The organism is Pedobacter sp. BS3, assembly GCF_008274585.1.
Classification (GTDB): Bacteria; Bacteroidota; Bacteroidia; order Sphingobacteriales; family Sphingobacteriaceae; genus Hufsiella_A.
The window spans coordinates 316,645-342,048 of sequence record NZ_VTRT01000003.1 but is presented as its reverse complement, the minus strand read 5'-3'; the positions used below and the strand labels follow the sequence as shown (position 1 = coordinate 342,048).

The 25,404-nt window shown below is 43.8% G+C and carries 25 protein-coding genes and 1 pseudogene; 9 read left to right on the top strand and 17 right to left on the bottom strand.

All coding sequences use genetic code 11. The features are described from left to right. Window positions 1-104: 104 nt before the first annotated feature. The 4 genes and pseudogenes from FW774_RS10215 to FW774_RS10200 all read right to left on the bottom strand — a co-directional run bounded on the left by FW774_RS10215 (window position 105) and on the right by FW774_RS10200 (window position 2,800). Entirely contained in the window at window positions 105-407 is a 303-nt protein-coding gene (locus FW774_RS10215; protein WP_149348082.1) for a helix-turn-helix domain-containing protein, read from the bottom strand. Next, window positions 394-734 (bottom strand): annotated as a pseudogene (locus FW774_RS20885) (type II toxin-antitoxin system RelE/ParE family toxin). The gene FW774_RS10215 and the pseudogene FW774_RS20885 overlap by 14 nt, the downstream one beginning before the upstream one ends. A 165-nt stretch (window positions 735-899) precedes the next feature. Next, window positions 900-1,916, bottom strand: coding sequence for a glycosyltransferase family 2 protein (locus FW774_RS10205; protein ID WP_149348081.1), 1,017 nt, complete (start codon window positions 1,914-1,916; stop codon window positions 900-902). Then, complete coding sequence (locus tag FW774_RS10200; protein ID WP_149348080.1) at window positions 1,913-2,800, bottom strand: lysophospholipid acyltransferase family protein; 888 nt, start codon at window positions 2,798-2,800, stop codon at window positions 1,913-1,915. Before FW774_RS10200 ends, FW774_RS10205 begins: the two co-directional genes overlap by 4 nt. A 74-nt stretch (window positions 2,801-2,874) precedes the next feature. Here FW774_RS10200 and FW774_RS10195 point away from each other — a divergent pair, with 74 nt between their 5' ends. Together FW774_RS10195 and corA are read left to right on the top strand one after the other, a co-directional pair. Continuing rightward, the gene (locus FW774_RS10195; RefSeq protein WP_149348079.1) at window positions 2,875-3,483 is read left to right on the top strand and encodes a WbqC family protein; all 609 of its coding nucleotides are present in this window, start codon (window positions 2,875-2,877) and stop codon (window positions 3,481-3,483) included. Window positions 3,484-3,485: 2 nt separating this feature from the next. Beyond that, entirely contained in the window at window positions 3,486-4,604 is a 1,119-nt protein-coding gene (corA, locus tag FW774_RS10190; protein ID WP_149348078.1) for a magnesium/cobalt transporter CorA, read from the top strand. Between the two features lie 250 nt (window positions 4,605-4,854). Here corA and FW774_RS20725 read toward each other — a convergent pair whose 3' ends face one another. Further along, window positions 4,855-4,977, bottom strand: a complete 123-nt coding sequence (locus FW774_RS20725; protein WP_262714436.1) for a hypothetical protein — start codon at window positions 4,975-4,977, stop codon at window positions 4,855-4,857. 157 nt (window positions 4,978-5,134) lie between these two features. Between FW774_RS20725 and mqnE the strand changes: the two genes are divergently transcribed. From mqnE to FW774_RS10165, 5 genes are all read left to right on the top strand, one after another. Beyond that, the gene (mqnE, locus tag FW774_RS10185; protein WP_149348077.1) at window positions 5,135-6,352 is read left to right on the top strand and encodes an aminofutalosine synthase MqnE; all 1,218 of its coding nucleotides are present in this window, start codon (window positions 5,135-5,137) and stop codon (window positions 6,350-6,352) included. A 5-nt stretch (window positions 6,353-6,357) separates the two neighbouring features. Next, window positions 6,358-7,026, top strand: coding sequence for a histidine phosphatase family protein (locus tag FW774_RS10180; RefSeq protein WP_149348076.1), 669 nt, complete (start codon window positions 6,358-6,360; stop codon window positions 7,024-7,026). Beyond that, a complete protein-coding gene (locus tag FW774_RS10175; protein WP_149348075.1) occupies window positions 7,023-7,763 on the top strand; it encodes a menaquinone biosynthetic enzyme MqnA/MqnD family protein in 741 nt (246 codons plus the stop codon). Before FW774_RS10180 ends, FW774_RS10175 begins: the two co-directional genes overlap by 4 nt. A gap of 1,090 nt (window positions 7,764-8,853) precedes the next feature. Then, on the top strand, window positions 8,854-9,447 hold the full coding sequence (locus FW774_RS10170; RefSeq protein ID WP_149348074.1) for a dihydrofolate reductase family protein: 594 nt from the start codon (window positions 8,854-8,856) through the stop codon (window positions 9,445-9,447). 240 nt (window positions 9,448-9,687) lie between these two features. Beyond that, window positions 9,688-10,125 (top strand): VOC family protein, encoded by a 438-nt coding sequence (locus tag FW774_RS10165; RefSeq protein WP_149348073.1) that lies wholly within the window; start codon window positions 9,688-9,690, stop codon window positions 10,123-10,125. A 296-nt stretch (window positions 10,126-10,421) separates the two neighbouring features. Here FW774_RS10165 and FW774_RS10160 read toward each other — a convergent pair whose 3' ends face one another. The 11 genes from FW774_RS10160 to FW774_RS10110 form a co-directional block, all read right to left on the bottom strand. Further along, complete coding sequence (locus tag FW774_RS10160; RefSeq protein WP_149348072.1) at window positions 10,422-10,754, bottom strand: hypothetical protein; 333 nt, start codon at window positions 10,752-10,754, stop codon at window positions 10,422-10,424. A gap of 165 nt (window positions 10,755-10,919) precedes the next feature. Continuing rightward, the gene (locus tag FW774_RS10155) at window positions 10,920-11,804 is read right to left on the bottom strand and encodes an alpha/beta fold hydrolase (protein WP_149348071.1); all 885 of its coding nucleotides are present in this window, start codon (window positions 11,802-11,804) and stop codon (window positions 10,920-10,922) included. Between the two features lie 11 nt (window positions 11,805-11,815). Beyond that, window positions 11,816-12,325 carry an SRPBCC domain-containing protein gene (locus tag FW774_RS10150; protein WP_149348070.1) on the bottom strand — a complete coding sequence of 170 codons (510 nt, stop codon included), beginning with the start codon at window positions 12,323-12,325 and terminating at the stop codon, window positions 11,816-11,818. Then, complete coding sequence (locus FW774_RS10145) at window positions 12,312-12,653, bottom strand: ArsR/SmtB family transcription factor (protein ID WP_149348069.1); 342 nt, start codon at window positions 12,651-12,653, stop codon at window positions 12,312-12,314. Before FW774_RS10145 ends, FW774_RS10150 begins: the two co-directional genes overlap by 14 nt. Window positions 12,654-12,809: 156 nt before the next feature. Continuing rightward, window positions 12,810-14,252: an exo-alpha-sialidase gene (locus tag FW774_RS10140; RefSeq protein WP_149348068.1), complete on the bottom strand. Its 1,443-nt coding sequence runs from the start codon at window positions 14,250-14,252 to the stop codon at window positions 12,810-12,812. A gap of 68 nt (window positions 14,253-14,320) precedes the next feature. Continuing rightward, a complete protein-coding gene (locus tag FW774_RS10135) occupies window positions 14,321-15,679 on the bottom strand; it encodes an acyl-CoA dehydrogenase family protein (RefSeq protein WP_149348067.1) in 1,359 nt (452 codons plus the stop codon). A gap of 358 nt (window positions 15,680-16,037) precedes the next feature. Beyond that, window positions 16,038-17,135 carry a chorismate synthase gene (gene aroC / locus FW774_RS10130; RefSeq protein WP_149348066.1) on the bottom strand — a complete coding sequence of 366 codons (1,098 nt, stop codon included), beginning with the start codon at window positions 17,133-17,135 and terminating at the stop codon, window positions 16,038-16,040. Window positions 17,136-17,194: 59 nt separating this feature from the next. Next, complete coding sequence (gene aroA / locus FW774_RS10125) at window positions 17,195-18,460, bottom strand: 3-phosphoshikimate 1-carboxyvinyltransferase (RefSeq protein ID WP_149348065.1); 1,266 nt, start codon at window positions 18,458-18,460, stop codon at window positions 17,195-17,197. Between the two features lie 6 nt (window positions 18,461-18,466). Beyond that, window positions 18,467-19,573, bottom strand: a complete 1,107-nt coding sequence (locus FW774_RS10120; RefSeq protein ID WP_149348064.1) for a chorismate mutase — start codon at window positions 19,571-19,573, stop codon at window positions 18,467-18,469. A gap of 170 nt (window positions 19,574-19,743) precedes the next feature. Next, window positions 19,744-20,571 (bottom strand): prephenate dehydratase, encoded by an 828-nt coding sequence (locus FW774_RS10115; RefSeq protein ID WP_149348063.1) that lies wholly within the window; start codon window positions 20,569-20,571, stop codon window positions 19,744-19,746. A 397-nt stretch (window positions 20,572-20,968) separates the two neighbouring features. Further along, window positions 20,969-21,676: a hypothetical protein gene (locus FW774_RS10110; protein ID WP_149348062.1), complete on the bottom strand. Its 708-nt coding sequence runs from the start codon at window positions 21,674-21,676 to the stop codon at window positions 20,969-20,971. Window positions 21,677-21,993: 317 nt separating this feature from the next. Here FW774_RS10110 and FW774_RS10105 point away from each other — a divergent pair, with 317 nt between their 5' ends. After that, a complete protein-coding gene (locus tag FW774_RS10105) occupies window positions 21,994-22,455 on the top strand; it encodes a hypothetical protein (RefSeq protein ID WP_149348061.1) in 462 nt (153 codons plus the stop codon). 6 nt (window positions 22,456-22,461) lie between these two features. Here FW774_RS10105 and FW774_RS10100 read toward each other — a convergent pair whose 3' ends face one another. Beyond that, complete coding sequence (locus tag FW774_RS10100) at window positions 22,462-24,669, bottom strand: RelA/SpoT family protein (protein WP_149348060.1); 2,208 nt, start codon at window positions 24,667-24,669, stop codon at window positions 22,462-22,464. Window positions 24,670-24,785: 116 nt separating this feature from the next. Here FW774_RS10100 and FW774_RS10095 point away from each other — a divergent pair, with 116 nt between their 5' ends. Beyond that, window positions 24,786-25,403: a DUF4294 domain-containing protein gene (locus tag FW774_RS10095; protein ID WP_149348059.1), complete on the top strand. Its 618-nt coding sequence runs from the start codon at window positions 24,786-24,788 to the stop codon at window positions 25,401-25,403. Window position 25,404 lies beyond the last annotated feature (1 nt).

The following is a 25,404-nucleotide window of genomic DNA, read 5'->3' as shown; positions in this document are numbered from 1 at the left end:
TTTCTGTTTTCTGCTTCCTATTGCATTTTGAGCTTGTGAGATAGGAATAGTTTAAATGAACATTTTCATTTTTGCAAAATATAATTGAACTAATTTTTTGTTTGTTATAACTTTATGGAAAGCTCCAAATGTCCACCAAGTCCGAGTTCGACTATTTTTTGGAGTGTTGAAATTCGAACTTCTTTAATATTATTCTCTATTTTAGAGATATAGCCCTTGTTTGTTCCACACTTTTCAGCAAGTTCTTCTTGCGTCATTCCTTTTTCAAGCCGGGCTTGTTGGATAAGAAAACCAAGTTTAAATGCTTCATATCCCTTTTCAAATTTATCACGTTTTGAAGTGCCTCGCTTACCATATTGTTCTTCGACAAATTGGTCAAGCGATTTTAAATTACTATTCTTTTTCATATTCCCTCTTTATTTTTAATGCTTTCTCAATTTCCGTTTTGGGTGTTTTTTGTGTCTTTTTCTGAAATCCATTGGCCAGCACAATGAGTTTTCCGTAGTCAAAAAAGCAGAAAATCGAAATATATCGCTTCCTGTTTGAACTCTTATCTCGTAAAGTCCATCTGTACCTTCCAGATGTTTTAAATATTCCTGAGGTATTTGTGACTGCGTTTCAATTATTCTAAATGTCCACAGAATTTTGTCCTTCACTTTTTGCCTCTGTTTCTCGAAGAAATCAGTGAAGTAATGTTTATACAGGAACACAGTTCTTATCTTCGCATTGTTCATACCTTATACAAAGGTAATGATAGTTGTCCGAAAGTGTAACTATTTTTGCCTGTTATTTCGAAAAAGAATTGGCTATATTCGATATTACTCAGCCTTTTCGTCGGCAGATTATTAAGTGATAATATGGTACGTTCGCTTAATATACCTAATTGCACAATAACAGCCTTAGAAAAACAACCCCCTGAACGTATGCTTTTTATTGATAAAATATTGCCATACAATGCTGCCCCTATAAAAACCTGCGTTATTAAACCGGCTTTTATCTTTTTCTTCTTTGGAAGAATGTTTGCCCAGGTTACCTAAAAAATGAATGTGAGCCTTGCTGATGGCCCTGGCACATCCAAATTTTCCCTGAAACACAAAGCGCAGCAGCGAAAGGAAATCCAGCCAGAAACGGATAAATATGATAACAAAAGCCTGGCCTGCCGGCAGGTTCTTTTTCAGCATGGCCAGGTTATTCCTGAAGTTGAGATAGGTTTTATGCGGGCTGTCGCTGTTCAGCGTTCCGGCGCCAACATGATAAACCACAGAATCAGGACAATACATTACCTTATAACCCCGGTTTTTCAAACGCCAGCACAGGTCAATTTCTTCCATGTGAGCAAAAAATCCGGCATCAAGCCCTTTAACTTCTTTCCAGCAGGAGCTGCGGATAAACAAAGCGGCGCCCGATGCCCAGAATATTTCGGCCTTATCGTCATACTGGCCGGTATCGGTTTCTATGGTGTCAAAAATACGTCCGCGGCAAAACGGGTAACCATAGCGGTCTATATAGCCGCCGGCAGCGCCGGCATATTCAAACTGGTTGCGTTGGTAATAGGAGCGGAGCTTGGGTTGTGTTACGGCAATGGTTGGATCGGCTTCCATCATCGCAATTACCGGTTCGATCCAGTTTTCGGTCACTTCTACATCCGAGTTTAGCAGCACATAATAATCTGCCTCAACACGGTCGATGATGTGATTGTAACCGCCGGCATAGCCGTAGTTTTTATCATTCTGAAGAATGGTGATCCTCGGAAAAACCTGTTTGGTGAAAGCCACGGAATCATCCGTAGAGGCATTGTCGCCTAAAATGATCTCTAAATTTGGATAGCTTGAATTGTAAACCGAAGGCAAAAATTGCTCTAAGAACTTTTGTCCGTTCCAGTTCAGGATGATTACAGCAACTTTAGGATAACTCATGATTGTGCCGTTTCTTCTTTCGGTTTAAACTTCCAGCGCCTGTGCGACCAAAGCCATAGTTCGGGTTTTTGCCGGATGATCCTCTCAAGCTCGCGGGTGTGTAATTCTGTTATTTCATGCGGGGCGGTTTGAGCAGAGTCGGCCACTAATGTTTTGAATGTACAATTATAATAACCTCGTTTTAAACGATCTATGTGGCAAAAAACTACGGGACTGTTGTTCAGCCTGGCAATCTTTTCAACACCCAGAAACACAGCAGTGGGTTGATTTAAGAACCGGGTATAGTACTGGGTCTCGCCCTGAACCGGTGTTTGATCGCTTACCAGCAGCGCAAGAAATGGCTGACCTTTAAATTCAACAATTTTGCGTAATGTACGTTTCATGGCCACCAAATGAGCACCAAACCGGGCTCGCATCCGGTTCATATAGGTTTCAAACCCCTGGTTTTGTATCGGCTTATAAACCACTATGATCGGGTTATCTATAGCCAGGCTAATGATCAATGTTCCCCATTCCCAGTTAGCATAATGTCCGGTAGCGCCAATCACCGCCCGTCCGGCATCAAGATGCTGCCTTAATTCATCCAGGTTATTTAACACGAATCTCTTTTTGATGCATGCCGGGGAGACGCTGCGCATTTTTAATATCTCAAAAGCCTGGTCGCTTAAAAAGCGATAAAACTTCTTTTCTATGGCTTTACGTTCGGCAACACTCTTTTCAGGAAACGCGTTTTGCAGATTGATTTTAACCACCTGCCGGCGATAACCCACTATATAATAAATGAGCACATACGTTATATCGGCTAATACATACAGCGCCCTAAACGGCAGCAGCGATGCCAGGTAAAGAAAAAATGAAATAATACCCGATAAACTTTTCCTCATCCGCTAATTGTGTATTGGCTACAGCAGTTTAATACTGTACCTTTGGCAAAAGTGTTACAAACATAAGTGTTACAATGTATAAAGGCGCAATTTTACCATTATTTTACCTGCCACCAACAGATTTTTTCAAGAAGCTGATCGCCAATAAGCAAAATATCCTGATAGAACAATACGAGCACTTTCCGAAACAAACTTATCGTAACCGTGCCCGCATACAATCGCCAAACGGACGCCTTGACCTGATTGTGCCTGTAGTGAAAGGCTCTAAAGTGCATACTTGCGTTAAGGATGTAAAAATAAGCAACGACTTTAACTGGCAGCGCATTCACTGGATGAGCCTGCAAACTTGTTATCGGACATCATCGTTTTTCGAGTTTTATGAAGATAGCTTAGCGCCTTTTTACTCAAAAAAATTCACTTACCTGTTTGATCTTAATGAGCAATTGCTTCAATTGCTGCTGCAATTGTTCAAAATCAATATCACCTGGCAAAAAACAACGGCTTACGAAAAGCATTATCCCGATATGCTCGATCTTCGCGAAAGCATACATCCAAAAAAGGAGCCCGAAGGCGATTTTAAGCCGTATTTTCAGGTATTTGAAGATAAGTGCGGATTTTTAAAAAACCTGAGTATTGTCGACTTGTTGTTTAGCCAGGGGCCACAAAGCATCCATTACCTGTAATTATGTCGAAAATAAAGCGCTTAGTAATAAAGCATACCAGGCCGGTAACAGAACCGGGCTCCAGTCCGGGAATCATCCGCTTAAGCGAAACAGCGCTGGCCTCCAAGATCAATGTGTATTGTTATAATGAGAAAGAGCTGGTTGAAGAGACGGCAGACAATGTGCATGAGCTTGAAATTATATTAGATAAGTATCCCGAACATACTTCGTGGATAGACATCCAGGGGCTTGGCGATATTGAAATATACAATTTCATCAGCAAAAGATATAATATCCACAGCCTGGTGGTTGAAGATATTACCAACAACAACCAGCGTTCTAAGCTCGATGAGTACGAAGGGTATAACTTTGCGGTAAGCAGGCACATTTTTATAAACAAGCATCATGAAATTGAATCAGAGCAGGTATCCTTCATCCTCACCCAAAATACGCTGCTAAGTTTTCAGGAATCGCATAACAATACGTTTAAGCCGGTTATTGAGCGCCTTAGAGGCGGTAAAGGCAGCATACGTACCGCCGGACCATCGTACATGCTATATGCCTTGACCGATTTAATTATCGATTATTATTTCAATCTGATCTATAAGCTGGGCGACGAACTGGACACCATCGAAGAGCTTTTATATCGCAAGCCCAACAGGAATATCATGTATAAAATGCAGGATATTAAACGGGTAATGATCATGATCCGCCGGGCCGCCTGGCCCGAACGCGACAAGCTGAACGACATGCTGCGCTCAGAATCGCCTCTTGTTACGGATTATACACGCACATTCCTGAAAGATGCTTACGACCACTGTATGCAGGCTGTAGACCTCATCGAAAGCTATAAGGACGTTACCACTACGCTTATTGACATGAATTTATCCATTATCAGTAACCGTATGAACGAGATCATGAAAGTGTTAACCATTATTTCGTCCATTTTCATTCCGTTAACCTTCATTGCCGGTATATACGGTATGAATTTTGCCTACGAAGACCCCATTACGCACCGCATTTTAAAGTATAATATGCCCGAATTATACTCGCCCAATGGCTACATCTATACGCTCATTGCCATGCTGCTTATCGCCATTTTGCAAATTATCTATTTCTGGCGAAAAGGCTGGTTTAAGTAATATAGTTCAGGCTGATCCCTATACATCAATATGTGCTTTACTTTCCCGCTTCCCGGCCTGCGGACTATCCACCATGAACGATGACCCTATAGAGGCCCACCCCGGCCCTCCCAACCGCGTGTCGCCTTAGCGGTGGCGCAAAGGAGGGAGTAAGCTTCCGGTCTTCCGGACTTTTCCAACTTTCGGACTAAAAAAGCACTGCCCATTCTCCACTGTCATCTGTCCATTCTCCATTCTCCATTGTCACCTCTCAACTGTCCATTGCCCATTCTCCACTGTCATCTGTCCATTCTCCATTGTCATCTGTCCATTCTCCATTGTCATCTGTCCATTCTCCACTGTCATCTGTCCATTCTCCATTGTCATCTGTCAACTGTCCATTCTCAACTGTCATCTGTCCATTCTCCATTGTCATCTGTCAACTGTCCATTCTCCATTAAACCTTTCACCTTCCTCCCTCAAAAGAGTTACATCCAAATGATAGGGCTTTTTAACGCATTATTGTACTTTTGTCTGGTAAAGAACAATTCATGAACGAGTCAGCGTTAGACGTTTTACTGAATGACCCCGGTTTACCCGAAGCATTAAAGGCCATAGCCCGTAAGGTGCAGCAAAATGAGCGGATATCTTTTGATGAAGGCGTGCTGCTGTACGAAAAAGGCGAACTGAACTACCTGGGTACGCTTGCCAATTACATCCGCGAAAAGCGCCACGGCGATAACACCTATTTCAACCGTAATTTCCATATCGAGCCTACCAATTTATGTGTGTACGATTGCAAATTCTGCTCGTATTCGCGGCTTATAAAACAGCGTTCGGAAGGGTGGGAATATACCATGGATGAAATGCTGGATATCGTAAAAAAATACGATGACCAGCCCGTTACCGAAGTGCACATTGTAGGCGGAGTGCTGCCGCAATACGATGTTCCGTTTTATTCAGAGCTGTTTACACGGATAAAGCAGCATCGCCCTGAACTGCATGTCAAGGCATTAACTCCTGTAGAGTATCATTATATTTTTAAGAAGGCTAAGATAGATTACGCTACCGGTATGAAGCTGATGAAAGATGCCGGCCTGGAATCTATTCCCGGTGGTGGCGCTGAGATTTTTCACAGCGAGGTACGCGATAAGATAGCCAAAGATAAATGTACGGCCGAACAATGGCTGGCAATCCACGAGGAATGGCATAAACTGGGCATGCGCTCAAACGCTACCATGCTGTACGGGCATATCGAGGAGTTCTGGCACCGGGTAGACCACATGGAACGCTTACGGCAGCTCCAGGATAAAACCGGCGGATTCCAGACGTTCATTCCGCTGAAATTCCGCAACCAGGATAACCAGATGTCTAATGTTCCCGAAGTTTCGGTAGTTGAGGATTTACGCAATTACGCCATTGCCCGCATTTACCTGGATAACTTCGACCATATCAAAGCCTATTGGGCCATGATCAGCCGCGATACCGCCCAGCTTTCGCTGAATTACGGCGTAGACGATATTGACGGTACGCTGGACGATACCACCAAAATCTACTCCATGGCCGGCGCCGAAGAGCAGCATCCTGCTATGAGCACCCGCCAGTTGGTAGACCTCATTAAGCACGTAGGCCGTCGTCCCATAGAACGCGATACCCTTTATCATGTGGTTACCGATTATTCCGATTACGTATTTGCAGACGAACCCGAAAAGCCGGCTTTTTATAAGCTGCCTGTAATATCGCCTGCAACAGATGAAGCCCTTAGTTAAGCATAATGTCCCAGAATACTGTAAATCAAAACGATAACAAATCTGTCTTAAAAACACTCTACATCATTCGGCATGGCGAAACCGATTTAAATAAGCACGGCATTGTACAGGGGCGTGGCGTAGATACTGACCTGAATGAAACCGGCCGTAAGCAGGCCGACGCGTTTTTCAGGGCTTACAAACATATCCCGTTCGACCACATTTATACCTCTACCTTAAAACGTACGCACCAGACCGTACAGCAGTTTATTGATTCAGGTATTCCCTGGACACAATATGCCGGTTTAGATGAGCTGGCTTGGGGCGTTTACGAGGGGCAGGAGAGCACCGAAGATATCCGCCAGGCCTTTAAAAATATGATCGAAAGCTGGCAGCAGGGCGACCTTCACCTTAAATTCGATAGCGGCGAAAGTCCGCTGGAAGTAAAAGAACGCCAACTGACCGTGCTCGAAAAGCTCATTGAAAAAAACGATCACAAAAATATACTGATTTGTATGCACGGCCGGGCTTTACGCCTTTTCCTGTGCCTGCTTACCAACCAGCCGCTTTACAATATGGAAAAGTTTCCGCACCAGAATACAGCGCTTTACCGTCTGGAATATGACGGAGCAGATTTCACCATTGTTGATTTTAATAACACCGATCATTTACACTATTTATTATCCCATCCGTGAGTACCATCAGAGTTTCAGCCGTTTCATATACCAACACCAGTCCCTTTGTGTATGGCATTCAGCATGCCGAAGTATTGAATAAAATAGATTTGAGCTTAGATATTCCTTCAGATTGCGCCAGGAAATTAATTGATAACCAGGCTGATATCGGTTTGGTTCCGGCCGTTGCCCTGTTGCAGATACCCGATGCGCATATCGTTTCAGATTTTTGCATAGGCGCCGTTGGGCCGGTCAATTCGGTATTTATTTTCAGTAATAAACCAATCCGGCAAATAAAAACCATCCGGTCCGATTCCCAGTCGCGTACCTCCAATAGCCTGTCGCGGGTATTGCTTAAAAATTACTGGCAGCACCAGCCGCAATGGGTTAGCTCCGGCCAGGCCGATGCTTTTGTAGAGATCGGCGACCGTACCTTCGGTAAAACCTCGCAATATCCTTATGTGTATGATCTGGCCGAAGAATGGATAAACTTTACCGGTCTGCCTTTTGTGTTTGCCGTGTGGGCTGCCAATAAACCCATTTCGCAGGATTTTATCGATGAGTTTAACCAGGCATTGCAATACGGGCTCAATCACCGCGAAGAAGTGGTTGCCGGTTTGCCGCCCCGTGCTGATTTTGACCTGCACGACTACCTCACCAATCGTATTGATTATGCGCTTACACCAGCCAAACGGCAGGGTTTAAACAAATTTCTGGCCCTGGTACAGGCTTTAGATACCGTTGAGTTGCCCGGTTGATATTTTTTAGAAAAGCAGGTTCACAGCCCTGTTTGTTCCGGTAGTCCCGCTATCCGCATATACGCCTGCAAGCATTCCACACGAGGCCGGTATTTGCTGCTATCGGGTTTAGCTTTGTTAGGGCAGTACTGTTATGTCCATGCAAACTCTAACGCCCCGGTTTGTGTCTTCACGAACCGGTATAAGGAAGCTTCGTGAAGACACGAAGCTTGGCTTCGCTTTCCGGTAGCTATAGTACCGATAGCGCTAAGCTCCGGCTTAGTGCTGTTACTTAAAAGCTTCCGGGCTTTATTATTACTGACTAAGTGATACTCAACTGTCCGGAGTGTTCAGCGCAAGCGTCACTCCGGATTGGTAAAATGATGATGAGTTTTTGAACTCATAGAAACATACCTGGCATACTGGCGTGGCCTTTATATTTATTTTACGAGAGTCTGCAGACTCTTTTCTATATGTTGATCCGTAGAGCCCTTCGGAACTCTACGGATAGTGCAGTGGTTTTTCCATCCTTTATAGTACTAACGCCCCGGTTTGTGTCTTCACGAACCGGTATAAGGAAGCTTCGTGAAGACACGAAGCTTGGCTTTCCGGTACTGATAGCGCTAAGCTCCGGCTTAGTGCTGTTACTTAAAAGCCTCCGGGCTTTATTATTACTGACTAAGTGATACTCAACTGTCCGGAGTGTTCAGCGCAAGCGTCACTCCGGATTGGTAAAATGATGATGAGTTTTTGAACTCATAGAAACATACGTGGCATACTGGCGTGGGCCTTTATATTTATTTTACGAGAGTCTGCAGACTCTTTTCTATATGTTGATCCGTAGAGCCCTTCGGAACTCTACGGATAGTGCAGTGGTTTTTCCATCCTTTATAGTACTAACGCCCCGGTTTGTGTCTTCACGAACCGGTATAAGGAAGCTTCGTGAAGACACGAAGCTTGGCTTCGCTTTCCGGTAGCTATAGCCCGCTAACGTAGAACTATCCCTACATTTCGCATTCAGCCACTAAGATTGTCGCATTTGCACAGCAACAGCATGATGGTTGTTGGCGAGATTTGTATTGTAACAAAACCAATTTTTAAAGAACAGGCTATGAGAAAAATAATCGTCTTATCAATGATCACATTAGATGGGGTTATGCAGGCGCCCGGCGGACCAGGGGAAGATACATCCGGCGGCTTCAAATATGGCGGATGGGTAGCACCGTATACTGACGAAGTTTATAGTAAGGTGGTGCAGGAGGAGCTGAAACCTGCAGATTATCTTTTGGGCAGAAAAACATTTGAGATCTGGGCCGGCTACTGGCCTCAACATGGCGACTTTTGGCCGGGTATCAATGAAGGTACAAAATACGTCCTGTCAAACACCATGAAAGAATCAGAATGGAAAAATTCTGTATTCCTCAAAAGTGTGGCAGATATCAAAAAGCTCAAAAATTCAAATGGCTCCGACATTCAGGTTTGGGGCAGCAGTGAGCTTGTTAAGCTGCTGCTTAAAAATGATCTTGTAGACGAGCTCCGGCTCAAAATCCATCCCCTGACTTTAGGTAAAGGAAAAAAGTTATTTGACAATGGCCCGATCCCGGCAGCATTTACATTGATAGAAAGTATTTTTACACCAGGTGGAGTAATTATTGCCCATTACAAGCGGGCCGGAGAAGTCAGAACAGGTACTGTTGGAGCTTAAGAAAGAAATAAAATGCAGAAAAATAACGTTTCATCAGGACGAATGGCAACAGAATCACAATACACTATCTGTTTTTTTAAAGATAGCACATGCAGGATTAGCGCTATAAAGAAGCATGTTCCTGTAAAATTAATTACTAATTTTGAACTTATGTTGGCTCTTATCGGGTATAAAAAGGCTTGGGGATGTTAAAAAGCCTACGTGAAAACAAAAATTATTAATCTCTAAACAATTACAACAATGGCAACAACAAACACCTATCTGAACTTTAACGGAAATTGCGAGGAAGCATTCAACTTTTATAAATCCGTATTCGGCGGAGAATTTAGCTATATCGGGCGCTTTGGCGAAATGCCCGAAAGTGGGGAATATAAAGTACCCGAAGCAGACAGGAACAAAATCATGCACGTAGGATTACCCATTGGGACATCCATGCTTATGGGAAGCGATTACGGTTGCGAATGGGCTCCAAACTTTAAGCAGGGCAATAACTTTTCTATTTCCGTTTCGGCAGACAGTAAAGAAGAAGCCGACAGGATTTTCAATGCACTGGCAGCAGGCGGACAGGTTACCATGCCAATGAATAATACATTTTGGGGCGATTACTTCGGTATGCTGACCGATAAATTCGGCATTAACTGGATGATGAGCTTTAATGAAAAACAGAAGCAGCAGTAAAAAAGCTAACTTAATTTAGGAATTTGGGAGTAGAGCAGGTCTGACTTAAACTGTTAACAGGAGGGCTTTTGGATAGAACTTCCACGAGTTTTTGCCAAAGCTACGACCTTACAACTCCGGATTGTAAATGGGCGTAAATAAAATTATATCAACCTGAGTTTGATGAGCTCACTTCATTCGATTGTTTTCCCGAGACCTCGGGCTTCGCATAGGCGCCAAGTTAAAAAGCTCCTGTCGTCATTATTCCGGGCCAAGCCCGGAATCTCCTAAATAGTAATAGCTGCCGGCCAATCTGCTTAGTTCAAAGATAAGTTTATAAAACTCCAAAGTTTTCTGGTATCCAGGTAGTTTAAGTTGTGTTCGTGGGTATAAGCCTCACGTTCAAACGATATATTCCTGTAAGCCTGATTCCAGTTGCGATATTTCAGGTAACGTACCAGGAACTCACTACAATACCACAGGTAAAATAGCAGGAGCAGCATTTCCAACTGCTGGCGATGATGTATCCGTTCATGGTTGATGAGCTCTGCTGAAAGCGGTTTACCCCGTAATTTACGGTTTATCAAAATAACAGGCCACAATGCCATTGCAGTAGTGCTTCTGCCTGCGGGAATAATAAATATCCTCATTGTAATATGGGTATAGCTTGATCTTTGAAAATTGCTAATATAACGTTCAACAACATGATGATCCTTGTAAAATCATACCATGCCTCATCATTGGCAGATAGCAACATTGTCTTTTTAGCCGCATGTGTTTATAAAAGAGTGGGGATTTAGCCATTATGAACCATATTATTTTGCCGGCTGATCAAGAAATTGCTCTATTATAGGTACAATGAAATCCTTGTCAGTATAGTTTGGCTTTAAGGACGTGATCTCCCCGATGTACGCTCCGTGACCTCCGGGAATAATAGCCAGTCTACAATTAGGGATTAACCTTGACATGGCCACGATATGCTCTGGCGTAGCTACATCGGCATCGCCGTTAATGAGAAGCACAGGAGCCTTTATGGATTTGATTTGTTCATCGCTAAAGTCCTTGAAATTTATCATCCTGTTTGCACACTTTTGATACATATTGAACAGCTTTGAGCTATCCGGGTTAACTTTTAAAAAGGCCTCTTTATACGGTTGCGGCATTTGCTTAAATGTTCCATTCTTCATAAACTCCCAAAACTGCGGAAACGTTCCGTTACGCTTCAGCAATACTGATCCAGCTATAATTTTATTGCACAACTGCGGATACCTGATAGCCATTTGCAGGGCTGTATTCCCGCCATTGCTAAAGCCGAAGATATCAGCTTTTTTAATGTGAAGATTTTTCAGAAGGGCTGCAACATCATCCGCATCCTGCTCAAACGAAATACCTGTATTTCTGTCGCCCGTGCGGCCATGAGCCTGTAATTCAACACAGATAAGCTGCCGGTGCATGGCAAAAAGCGGTATTACCCTTCCGAAAGTGGTTTGAATGGTAGACCCACCACCATGAATTAATACAAGCGGATGTCCCTGTCCGTAAATCTCATAATACATTTTCAGCCCGTTCACCTCAGCATAACCGCTCTTAAAACCCAAACTATCCGTTATTATCGACATACGATGGTCTATTAACTTCGCTTTTCCGTAACCTGAAACCACAAACGGTATCAGGATAATGCATAAAATGACTCTTTTCATCTGCTCATTGTTTAATCATCACATAGCATCTGATTAAGCCGGTTAAACATCTGGATCCAGCTTGGATAAGCCCCCGTTTCTTTGGCAAGCGATGCAGGTACGGTTTGATGAAGGATCATTTTTGTTTTGCCCCCTGATTCATCAAATGTTACGGTCACTTTAGTTACTGCCGGCCAGCCGGGAGACATTCCGGCATCTGCAGGCTGTACATCGTTTGCTGCCTCATCGGTTACTTCCATAGTAAACACAATCCTCTCAGGGAAATCCAGTTCCAGATAAGTGCCTTTACACCAACAATTTCCATATAACGGATTGTAAATACAGGAATGAAACCGCCCACCTTTCCTGACATCGATCTGCTTGAATGTGATGGTGCATCCTTCGGGAGCATACCATTTTATTAATTGTTCAGGCTCTGTCCAGGCCCTGAAAACCAACTCCCGGCTGGCGTCGAATACATGAGTTATCAGTACTTCCTCCTGTTTAAGGTTTTCTGCTTCGTTTTGCTCATTTTCTATCATGTTGTTCATTTTTTAGTTTAACCTCTTCCAAATGTTTTTCTAAGGCAGAAAACCGGCTTGTCCAGAACTTCTTGTACTGCTCAACCCACGAAGAAACCTCGGCCAGTTTGTCCAGCTGTGCCTCGCAATACCGTTCTCTGCCCTTTTGCCGGGCAACCAAAAGGCCGCATTCTGTCAGGATTTTAACATGAAGTGACACTGCTTGCCTGCTTACATCAAATTTTTCTGCAAGCGCATTAAGATTTAGCGGTTGAGTAGCAACAAGGTCAATGATCTGTCTTCTGGTTGGATCTGCTATCGCCTGAAATACGTCTCGTCTGGTTCTCATTATTATGCAACTATTTGCTTGCAAATATAAATGCAAGTATTTACTTGCGCAAATTTTTATAGATTTTTATATTGATCCGTTTATGGTAGCAACTATCATTTGTATTAGATCAGTCTGTGTTTTACAGCCAGCGAAACTAAGAACGCATTACAATGATCAATGGATGCTGTATCTATCCGGTTCTTTTAAAAATTGTTCCTTACAGTGTTTGTTACAAAATCCGGCTATTTTTCCCCGGAATAGGGTAGTATCGCTGATCGTTCTGCTGGTTAATGGCATACCACAAACAGGATCAGTTTTTGAAGAAAGTGCAGCAAAAACGGATGGCGGAATTTTTTCCGGCGAAATCGTCTGCACAGCGGATTCATTTGTATTATCTAAAATAGTATCCGTATTCAGTTCCTGGTAATAAACCCTTCCCCTATCGCTCCAGGCCACAATAACATGGTTATCGTTTAGCGGTTGTACCACAGGGTATGTAGCAAATACGTGAGGAGGTGTGATTTCCTTTTCAAGGATAGTATTTCCGTCAATTTTATTCAATACGATTTTGCTAAAGATTGAATCCCTGTCTTTATAGTTTTTATTGTAAGCGGTAATCCGCGTACCATTGGGCAACAAGCACAGTTGTATAAACCGGCCGTTTGCACTGATATCTTTCTTTACCAGCATTTTTCCCGAATTATCAAGCTCAGCATAGTGCACGCCGCTTTTCATACCGCCCGAAAACCAGGCAACATACGTTTTATTATTCCTGGTAGCGATGGAAGGCCCATTATGAGGACATCCGTCTATTACCCAATGGTCGTTGCTGAAAGGCGCAGGACGTTGAAACGTTTTTCCGTCATTTGATGAAAGACTTACCGAAATATCTCTTACGGAGCCGGGAAGCAAATCCCGGTACGCGATGCTTACGTGTCCGTTTTTATCACTCGCAATAGCCGTGCGGCAACATTGGCAGGCACGTGGCTCAATCAGTACAGGCTTTTCAAAGCCTTCTTTAGCGGCTGTTTTTGCAAACATTACCGGTCTTCCTTTCTCTTTCGGATCCGGGTCGGTATCTAACCAGCATGCGCCGATCTCACCATCGCCAAGCCTGCATAACCCTGCAAAAGAGCAGGATGCTTCAGCTGTTTTATTTTGAGAGACGGATCGGGCGTCAGTCCAGCTTTTACCTTTATCAAAAGATTGAATATAACGAACATCGGAAATACCCCACTTACTTTTAGGCGAAGGAATTGAGGTTTCGTAAATAGCTATGATGCTGCCATCTCCTTTAATGGCGATTTTGGGCATGCCTTCTTCATGGATGCTGGCATTATTTGCTATTGGAATAAGGTTTGGCGCTGTAAACCTCCTGGTTCCGGCATCCCAGTATGCAAAATAAAATTGCTTGTGATCCATGCTGTCGGCCTCTACCCAGCTTACCACAGGAGCGCCTTTTTCATCTGTTGTCATAAAAACACAGGAAGCCTTGCTGCCTGCATGTGAAAGCGCAACCGGAGAAGCAATGCTTTCGTCCTTCTGATGGCTACCAGTGCAGGATGGCATTGCATAAAGCAATATCAACAGCAAGTAAAAATTGATTATCCTTTTCATTCTTTCTTCTTCAGATTAACTTGTTTCTTTTTTCTTGTTTCTTGTCTCTATATTCTTGCCTCTATTACTTATACAAACGCACTAAAACCCGTGATCGCCCGTCCCACGATCAGTGAATTGATCTCTTTGGTGCCTTCGTACGAATAAATCGCTTCGGCATCGGCAACAAAACGGGCCACATCATAATCCAGCAGGATGCCATTTCCGCCCATTACCTCACGGGCCTTGCTTACAATATCGCGGGTACGCAATGAACAAAATACCTTAGCCAGCGAAGCATGCTCATCTTTCAGCAGGCCGCCATCCTGTAATTCTGATAAGCGGAAAACCAGCGTTTGCATGGCTGTGAGATTCGACAACATTTCTACCAGGTGGTTTTGCACCAGCTGAAACGCCGCGATGGGCTTTCCGAATTGCTTGCGGGTACGGGTATAATTGAGCGCACTCTCGTAAGCGCCACGGGCACAGCCAACGGCCATCCAGGCCACACCGGCACGGGTTAAGCGCAATATTTCGGCGGTATCTTTAAACGAATTGGCCTGCTGCAAACGATCGCTTTCAGGAACCACACAATCGGTCAGCGTAATTAAACCATTCTGCACAATGCGCAAAGCCATTTTACCTTTGATTTTTTCAACCGCAAAACCGGACGTACCTTTCCGTACCAGGAAACCTTTTACCTGGTTGTCGTCCACATCGCGGGCCCAGATAATGGTTACATCAGCAAAAGGAGCATTACCAATCCATTTTTTCTGACCGTTAAGCACCCATCCCGCTCCGGTCTTTTTAGCTGTAGTGGTCAGTCCTCCCGCTACCGCCGAACCCACTTCGGGCTCGGTAAGACCGAATGCACCGATAACCTTTAGCTGCTGTAAGGCCGGCAGCCATTCCTGCTTTTGCTCTTCAGAACCACACCGGTATATCGAACCCATCGCCAGACCACTTTGCACACCGAAAAAAGTTGCTATGGAAGCGTCTACACGGGCCATCTCCATAGCGATAATGCCTTCCATCAGCGAGGATCTGCCCGGACAGCCATAACCCTGGTAAGTAACACCGCAAATGTTCAGGGCAGCAAATTTGGGGATAATATCAAACGGAAATTCATCGTGCAGCCAATAATTGTTCACAATGGGCTTGATCTCTTTTTCCATAAACTCACGGACTTTCAGCTGTAAAGCCCGGTCTTCATCACTCAAACGAAGATCCAGCTCATAAAAATCCGCGTTAAGCGGAGGCAATTCCTTTTTTTTGCCACCCGAGGATAACATTTTCAATAAGCCATTCAACTGGTTATCATCCAAACGGGACACATTATCCATTACCTTTGCCAGGTCAACTTTCTCTGATAACTTGCTGAGCTGGGCAAAATCGATAGTTGTTAAGAGCTTATAAGCCTGTTTGATCTTTGAAAATGTTCCGGACATGACCGTGAGTTTTTTATGATGTAAATATAGGGGTATTCTCTGTTATACTAAGCCTTTTTACAAGGAGCGTTTTAAGTGCTCAGGATAAATACCATTCGATGCCCTTGCTGCTAACACCCGCCAGCTGGCAGAGGACAGCGATTAACGAAGGAAGTAAGGAGAACAGCGTATAGTGCAGATAAGGGCTGTAAAGGTTAAGTTAAAGATGTGGGTAAACCCGGGACTTCATGCCGGGGCAAACGATCTGGTTTTCTCGTTATTGCAATTTGCCGGTTGGCTGAAAAAGCGGTCTTATGATCAGAGATCACAATTAACGTTTCCGTTCCCAGGTCTGTCCCCCCGACAGACCTGGGAAGAGTTACTCCCTATTATAAATTTTATCCCGTAAAAAATGATCGGCGATAACCAGCGCTGCCATGGCCTCAACAATAGCGACGGCACGCGGCACTACACAAGGATCGTGGCGGCCCTTGCCTTTAATTTCGGCAGCGTGGCCATATTTATCAACCGTTGGCTGATTATGCATAATGGTGGCTACTGGCTTAAATGCTACTTTAAAGGTAATATCCATCCCGTTGGAAATGCCGCCCTGTATGCCACCGGAAAAGTTAGTCAGTGTTTTAATGCCGGTTCCTTCCTGCGATGGTGCAGGAATGTCGTTATGTTCGGAACCCCTCATTTCAGAACCCTCAAAGCCGGAGCCATATTCAAAACCGTGTACGGCGTTAATACTTAGCATGGCCTTGCCTAAGTCGGCATGCAGCTTATCAAAAACAGGCTCGCCCAGGCCAACCGGTACGTTACGGATAACACAGGAAATACGTCCGCCAACGGTATCGCCTGCCTTTCGTACTTCGTCAATATAGTTGGTCATGGTTTCGGCAAAGTGGGCATCGGCACAACGCACCAGGTTACTTTCCCTGATCTCTGTGAGTGCAGGAATGTCGGTAATTGTAATTTCGGGGGCTTCAAGCTGACCCACACCGGTTACGTGGGCAAAAAATTCGATACCGTGTTTTTTCAGGAACAGTTTTGCCACAGCTCCGGCAGCAACGCGGGCCGCGGTTTCCCGTGCCGATGAACGGCCACCACCGCGATGATCGCGGATGCCGTATTTTTCCTGGTACACATAATCAGCATGCGAGGGACGGAAAATATCTTTGTTATGGTCGTAGTCTTTAGAGCGTTGGTCGGCATTAGGAATAACCAGGGTTAAAGGCGTTCCGGTACTTTTTCCTTCAAATATTCCGCTAAGGATTTGGAACTCATCGCTTTCGCGACGTTGGGTGGTTATCCTGGACTGGCCGGGTTTACGCTTGTCCAGCTCCGATTGTATGAAATTCTCGTCAATATCAACATTGGGCGGACAGCCGTCTATTACCACTCCAATAGCCGCCCCATGCGACTCGCCGAAGGTAGTGATACGAAACAACTGTCCGAATGAATTGCCTGCCATGTTATTTTAGATTTTAGATATACGATTTTAGATGTGAGATTTCCAATTCGGTCTCACGTCTAACATCTCACATCTGATGTCTGTACTTGTACATTAAATCCTGCTTTTTTCAAATCATCCCAGTAATGGGGATACGATTTTTCTACTACCTGGTGATCTTCAATTTCAACCTCATCAATAACCAGCGCAAGCGGGGCAAAGGCCATGGCCATGCGATGATCATCGTAGGTATGAATACTTACTTTTTCAGGGATATGCTTTTGCGAGCAATCCAGGTAATACGTTTCGTTATCCTCGGTCAGGGTTACACCGATCTTAGCCAGCTCGTTTTGTAACGCTTTTACCCGGTCTGTTTCTTTGATCTTAAGCGTTTCTAATCCTGTAAAGGTAGCATTGTGCCCCAATGCGGCGCAGCAAACCACAACGGTTTGTGCCAAATCGGGGCATTCCTTAAAATCAAACTCACGCTGGGTAAGCTCTTTATCCGTTTTACGGATGGTAAGGCCTTTGCCGGTGAACGTGGATACAATCCCAAAATGCGCCATAATATCAGCAATGCGGCTATCGCCCTGCAAACTATCGGCTTTCAGGTAAGGAAGTTCGATGACAGCTTCCTGAGAAAGTGCCGCGATGGAATACCAGTAAGACGCTGCGCTCCAATCGGGCTCTACAGTCAGTGTAACCGGTTTGAACGCCTGCGGGTCAATATGAATGGTATTGCCTGTCCAGGTATGCGCAATGCCGCTTTGTTCGAGCATGGTCAGTGTCATCTCCACATAGGGTTTCGAGGTGAGCTCTCCTTCGATATATATATCGAGGCCTTGCGGCAGGGTAGGCGCAACTAACAGTAATGCTGTAATGTATTGCGAGCTGACATTGCCTTTAATGCTTACGCGATTGGCTTTCTGGACAAAATTGCTCCCTGTTTTAATAGGGGGGAAGCCTTCGTTTTCTGTATAGGAAATATCGGCTCCTAATACCCTTAACGCGTCAACCAACATGCCGATAGGCCGTTGCTTCATACGTGCTGTTCCGGTGAGCGTAACATCCAGGCCTTTCACAGCGCTGTAGGCGGTAAGAAAACGCATGGCCGTACCGGCCGGACCGATATCTACCGTTGCACCGGGATTATGAATTTCCGATTGCAGAATACGATGCAGTGTAACGGTATCGGCAGCCGACGACAGGTTTTCAATACGGATATTCCCGTTGCTGAGCGCCTGCAATATCAGGGCACGGTTGCTCTCGCTTTTAGAGCCGGTAAGCTGTATAATACCGTTAAAGCTGCGTTTGCTGTTAGAAACGATGACGTTTTCGGAACTCATTTCTTATTAAGCAACGGGTTTAGCGTTCATAATTTCGGTTTGCTTACGAATAGATTCGTTATGGAGAAGCTCCAGCAGCTTGGCTGTGAAATCTTCATCCAGTTTAAGCGCTTTTCCGAACGTAATACGCTTTTGCAGGATCTCATCCCAGCGGTTAACCTGAAGAACAGTTACATCGTTATCGCGTTTGTACTCACCGATTTTCTCAGCCACATTCATGCGCTCGGCAATTTTCTGGATGATCTGGTCGTCTAAACGATCGATCTCTTTACGGAGCTCAGCCAGCTTATCAGAAAATTCGGCATTCTGAGCTTCGCTGTGGCGCAATGTTAAGTGATCGATAATATCCGCCAGGGCAGAAGGGGTAACCTGTTGCTTGGCATCGGTCCAGGCAATAGACGGATCAATATGCGATTCGATGATCAGTCCCTGCATATCCAGGTCTAAGGCTTTCTGACTGATGTACGGAATGATCTCCCGGTTTCCGCAAATGTGGCTTGGGTCGTTGATGATGGGTAATTCCGGGCATAGTGTTTTTAGCTGGATGGCCAGTTCCCACATCGGTTGATTGCGGAATGCTGTTTTTTCGTGCGAGCTGAATCCACGGTGAATGGCGGCAAGCTTGGTAATGCCGGCATTGTTGATACGCTCCAAAGCGCCAATCCATAATGAAAGGTCGGGATTAACCGGGTTTTTTACAATAACCGGGATGTCGACACCGCGAACGGCATCGGCAATTTCCTGTACGGTAAACGGATTCGCGGTAGAGCGTGCACCAACCCATAATACATCTACGCCGGCGGCCAGCGCTTCTTCAACGTGCTTAGCGGTAGCTACTTCGGTGGCAACCGGTAAGCCGGTTTCGGCTTTTGCCCGTTTTAACCATTCCAGGCCAATGCTTCCAATACCTTCAAATTCGCCGGGGCGGGTGCGGGGCTTCCAGATACCGGCACGTAAGGCGGCAACCTTACCGGTTTTGGCCAGCAAATGTGCTGTTGCCAGTAATTGATCTTCGGTTTCGGCGCTGCATGGCCCTGCAATTACCAGGGGCGTATTCTCATTTACTGGCTTTAACCAGGTAGACAGCGGTTGTACATTTAAATTCAGTTTCATAGTGTTTTTTATTTCGTTACTCGGCCTCACCCCCGGCCCCTCTCCGAGGGAGAGGGGAGCTTGGGGGCTATACATTTGTTTGTTATTTGTTTATATTATTGTTTACTTCTTCGCTTTTTGAATTTTAAATCCTGAATGCTCAGAATTTCATTCTTTTGATTTTTTAAGGTCTATGCTTTTTCGTTCTTTTTATATTCTCCCATAATAGTAAAGTTAATGGCGTATCGCAAAACATTGCGGATGGCATAATCGTAATCAGCCTGATTTTTCCATTCAATGTCTACGTAAAAATTATATTCATTCCGTTTTCCCAGCACCGGCATCGACTGGATTTTGCTGAGGTTTATCTGCCTTTCGGCGAAGATATTCAGGATTTTTGCCAATGAACCTACTTCATTACCCACCTGGAAACTTAACGAGGCCTTATCCGGTTTTTCGATGGTCGCGGAGCCGTTATCTGAAAGAATGAGGAAACGGGTAAAATTTTTCTTGTTAGATTCAATGCGACGTTCCAGTATTTCAAGACCATAAGTTTTTGCTGCCAGCTGGTTGGCAATGGCTACCGTGTCTGTCAGCTTGTTATCGCGTATTTTTTTTGCACAGGCGGCCGTATCGGTGCTTTCTACTACCTTGATGTGAGGATATTCGTAAAAGAAATCAATACATTGCCGGATAGCGATTGGATGCGATTCCACGTATTTTATCTGTTCGAATTTTACGCCTGGTAATGCCATCAGGTGTAATTGTATCGGCAGATAAACCTCGCCAACAATGGTAAAATGGTAATCACGCAAAAGTGAATAGTTGGGTAAAATACTACCGGCAATGGAATTTTCAATGGCCATTACCACAAAATCGGCTTGTTTGTTTTTTAAGGCCTCGCAGGTTGCACGGAACGAATCGCATTCAATGGTTTTGATGTCCTCGCCAAAAAACTTGAACGCGGCTTCTTCGTGGAATGATGCCTTAATACCCTGTATTGCTATTCTTTTCTGCATAAAAATTTAAAAAAAAAGTCCCGGCTTTTCGGCCGGGACTCTACGCTTATATTTTTTTGTCTACGCAATATTGTCCCGGCTCTTACTGTTGTAAAAGTATCCGTAAAAATATGCGTAGGTAAAATTCACTGTTTTGTTATTTGCTGCGCCAAATGTACGGACTAATTTTTTTTTATCAAGAAAAAAGATAATTTTTTTTCAGGTTGAGATGTGCTGTAAAATAGGGTGTGCCACGAAGTCACCGAGGCACAAAGTTATGGGCTGGTTTTTTTATACCTTATAGTCTTCATGAGCTGGTACATGGGAGATAGTCCACAAATTTAAGGGTGCCACAAAATCCTGAAGGCACAAATTTTAAATTAATTTTTTTGCCTTCGTGGTAAAATATTACTCACGTTCAACCAACTTCACATGGAATATTCAGAAACTTTTTAATCAGCGCAATGATCGCAAAAGCATCGTATAATTCTTTAATATTAGAACTCATTGCCAGTTGACCTTTAGGATTGGCATAAGTGTACGTTCGTTGTTTTTGAGGAGTGCTTAGTGAGAATCGATACATGGTTCCATCTATGGTGATTATGCTTTTTTGTGGTGAAAATGGCAGATCTAACGTGTCCGCTGAGTAATGAATGAGCTGGCTCTGAAGGGCTTTTTGATCGGGAAGTTCCAATACCGCGTGGCTTACAAGTAAACTCCAAAGCTCATCCAGGTATTGCTGATCTATGCTAACTTCTTTTAACCGACCTTCCTGTTTAGTGCTTGTATCATATATAAAATACCGGGCTGTCCACCGGTTATGTACCAGTGTCATTACAAAAACCGTATTCCCTTGGTTATACATTGTTTCCTGATACAATCTAAATTCAAACTGGTAGTTCTTCTCCGGTTGATAAAGTGAATCTAAAGCAAAGTTAGGTGGAGAAGCCGGCTCTGCCATAAAATCAATATGTTTTGAACGTTCAGGCTTAGCTTTAAATCCCGTATAGTTGATCTGGCTCAGGAAATTAGTTGCGCCTGTCGCTTCTTTATTGGTTTGACCAAAAGACGGGATAGTGGAAAGGAGTGTAGTTGCCAAGTAGTATATGGCCTTTCTGGTATCCATGTTTAATGATTTATTTAGGTTATATACTAAAATAGGCAAAATTTTTGTTTAGATAAAGAATTATAAGGTGATTTTTGGTTTAATATTTCAATATTTTAAGCGTTTTATTGATTTTTTAAAAATTTATTTGGAATAATATTGATATTTTATCATTTAAATCGAGTTTTTCATATTTAAGTGTTAAAGTGTGATGTGTTATTTATGCTTATTTTAATAAAATGGTAAAAATTATGAATTATTTATATTTTTTATGTTAATTATTTGATATTTTATCATTTATTTTGGATTTTTGTTGTGTAAATATTAATTATAATACTATGAAAAAGTTATTTATCGCAACAGCAATGGTATCTATGCTAACTGCATCGGCGTATGCATTTGGTGATGACAAAAAATCTGAGAAAAAAGCCGAAGCATCTTATTTGCTGCAAGCGCAGTTTGATGCTGATTTTGAAAATGCTAAACATGTAGAATGGGCGGTAACCGATTCAAGGCTTCAAAAAGCAACCTTTGAACTGGACGGAGTTTATACTACCGCATTTTACGATATGAACAACGTGCATGTGGCTACCACACAACATGTAGCGGCCTCAGAATTACCTGCCGATGCCCGTAAAGAGCTGGCTAAAGCCTATTCCGGATATACCATCGGTCTGGTTATCAAGTACCTGGGTGATGATCATGCGTATTTTGTTGATCTTGCGAACGACAAAGAGGAATTCCTGGTAAAGGTAGATCCTGCCGGCGGCAATATCAGTTTCTTTAAGCAAGTCAAATAATCCGGGTTACTCCGAGTCAAATCGGGTAACGCTGGTAACACCTTTTACCTGTTTCAGCTTTTTGATCAGGTTATCTAAATGTTGGGTGTCGTTCACATACACCATAATCGAGCCTTCAAATATACCGTTGTCACTGTCAACAGTAATGGAGCGCATATTTACCTTGAAATCGTTGGAAATTACCGTGGTTAATTTGTTTATCAAACCCACATCGTCAATGCCGGTAATACGCAGGCCGGTTAAAAAGGCAAGTTCTTTTTGCGAGGTCCATTTCGCCTTGACAATACGGTAACCGTAGCTTGCCATCAGCTTGGCCGCATTTGGACAATTGGTTCGATGGATCTTAATGCCATCGTTTACGGTAATGAATCCAAATACATCATCGCCTGGGATAGGGTTGCAGCAATTGGCCAGCTTATAGTCAATCTTCTGCATATCCTCGCCAATCAGCAGCGTATCGCTGTCTTTAGCTTTTACCCGGTTAATAATGCCTTCTAACTGGTTGGGCTCAATGGTGTTTGGTGTACGGTTTTCAACCGATTTTTCGGATGTCTGAAAATCTTTCAGGTCTTTCAGATCGATGGCGCCTGTGGCTACCCCGTAAAAGAGATCCAGAGTGGAATTCAGCTTGAAAAATGTAGCCAGCTTGTGCAGGTTTTCTGAATTGTAGGTGATCTTAAGCGACTTTAGCTTGCGTTCCAGGATGTCTTTCCCGTCTTCTGCCTTGCGACGTTTTTCTTCTTTAAGCGAAGCCTTGATACGCGATTTGGCTTTTGCCGTTACCACGAAATTCAGCCAGTCTTCTTTGGGCGTTTGCTTGTTTGAGGTAATGATCTCTACCTGGTCGCCGTTCTGCAATTTATACGATAAAGGAACCAGCTTGTGATTTACTTTAGCGCCGATACACCGGGCGCCCAGATCGGAGTGTATCTCAAAAGCGAAATCAAGAGCTGTAGCATCAATAGGTAACTGAATGAGCGCACCTTTGGGGGTAAAAATGAATATCTCGTCAGAGAACAGGTTCATTTTAAAATCATCCAGGAAATCCAGCGCATTTGATTCTGGATTACCTAACAGTTCACGCACCTTTTGTATCCATTGATCCAGTCCGCTATCAGATGTGGATTCCTTATATTTCCAGTGTGCGGCAAAACCCTTTTCGGCAATCTCGTTCATGCGTGCGGTACGTATCTGCACCTCTACCCATTGTCCTTTGGGGCCCATCACGGTAGTGTGCAATGATTCATAACCGTTTGCTTTCGGTGAGGAAATCCAGTCGCGTAAACGATCAGGGTTGGGCCGGTATAAGTCAGTAACAATAGAATACGCCTTCCAGCAGTCGGATTTTTCGTTTTCAAGTGTGCTGTCTAAAATGATACGGATGGCAAACAGGTCATAAACTTCCTCAAAAGGAATACCTTTTTTGCGCATTTTATTCCAGATGGAATGGATGGATTTTGGTCGTCCGTATACTTTGGCATTCAATCCCTGTTCCTGTAAAATCTCCTGTATAGGGCCGATAAAGTTTTTGATGTACAGCTCCCGTTCGGCTTTCTTTTCATTAAGCTTGTAAGCGATAAACTTATACGTTTCAGATTCCATGTACTTCATGGCAAGGTCTTCCAGCTCTGATTTCATGGCATAGAGACCCAAACGATGGGCGAGGGGAGCGTAGAGGTACACCGTTTCGGATGATATCTTTAGCTGCTTATCGCGGGGCATGTAATCCATAGTCCGCATGTTGTGCAGCCTGTCGGCCAGCTTGATCAGTATCACACGTACATCATCAGCCAGCGTCAGCAGCATCTTACGGAAATTCTCTGCCTGCAACGAGCTGTTTGCTCCGAACACGCCGGATATCTTGGTAAGACCGTCGATAATTTTGGCTACTTTCTTGCCAAATTCACGTTCAATATCCTCAAGGGTAATGGCCGTATCCTCAACTACGTCGTGCAGCAATGCACACACAATGGAGGTAGTTCCCAGTCCGATTTCCTCTGCGGCTATTTGCGCAACCGCAATGGGATGATATATATATGGCTCGCCCGATTTGCGCCGCATGTCATGATGGCTGTCAAGCGCCATGTCAAAAGCACGGCGAATCATACGTTTATCGCCTTTCTGCAAGGTGGGCTTGCAGGCACGCAATAAGGCACGGTATCGTTTTAATATTTCTTTCTTCTCGGCTTCAAGATCAATAACCAGTTCCTTCATATCATCTAAAAATCAAAATCGGGTGTTAACCTGTGGTTGCTGTAATTAATTGGGTTACAATTGTTAATTTCTGATATTAATAACAAAAAACAATTATTTTTGCATTGTCTAAAAATATGAAATTTTTTGCCCCTTTATGTATGTTGTGTTTGTTTTTGCTGTGTGTGTCAGTGTATGCACAGGATACAACATCTATTTTTAATAAGGGCAAAAACGATACCATAAGAGTAGCTGTCACAAAAGTTGACGGAGAAATGATACCCTGGCTGCCTTTAGACCAGGTAAATATATACGGCAAACGTGTTTTTGGTTCATCGGCGCAGCGTATGGATTACAACAGACTACGTTATAATGTGCTGAAGGTACTCCCTTATGCCATTTATGCACGAAACCGTTATGCCCAGCTACAGCGTGACCTCTCGCTTACCGGCGACAGGAGGGAGCAAAAACGGCTGGTAAAGGTTTGTGAACAGGAAATCAAAGAGAAATTTAATAAAGATATCAAGAATATGACCATTACGCAGGGCGAGATACTGATCAAACTGATTGACCGGGAAACCGGTAACAGCAGTTACGACCTGGTAAGGGAGTTAAGGGGAGGGGTTACTGCCTTTTTTTACCAGTCAGTTGCCCGTGTTTTTGGCCATGACCTGAAAGAAAAGTACGATCCGCAGCGTGAACGCGATATTGAAAACATCATTCAAACTGCCGGATACTATAATATGTATAATTAAG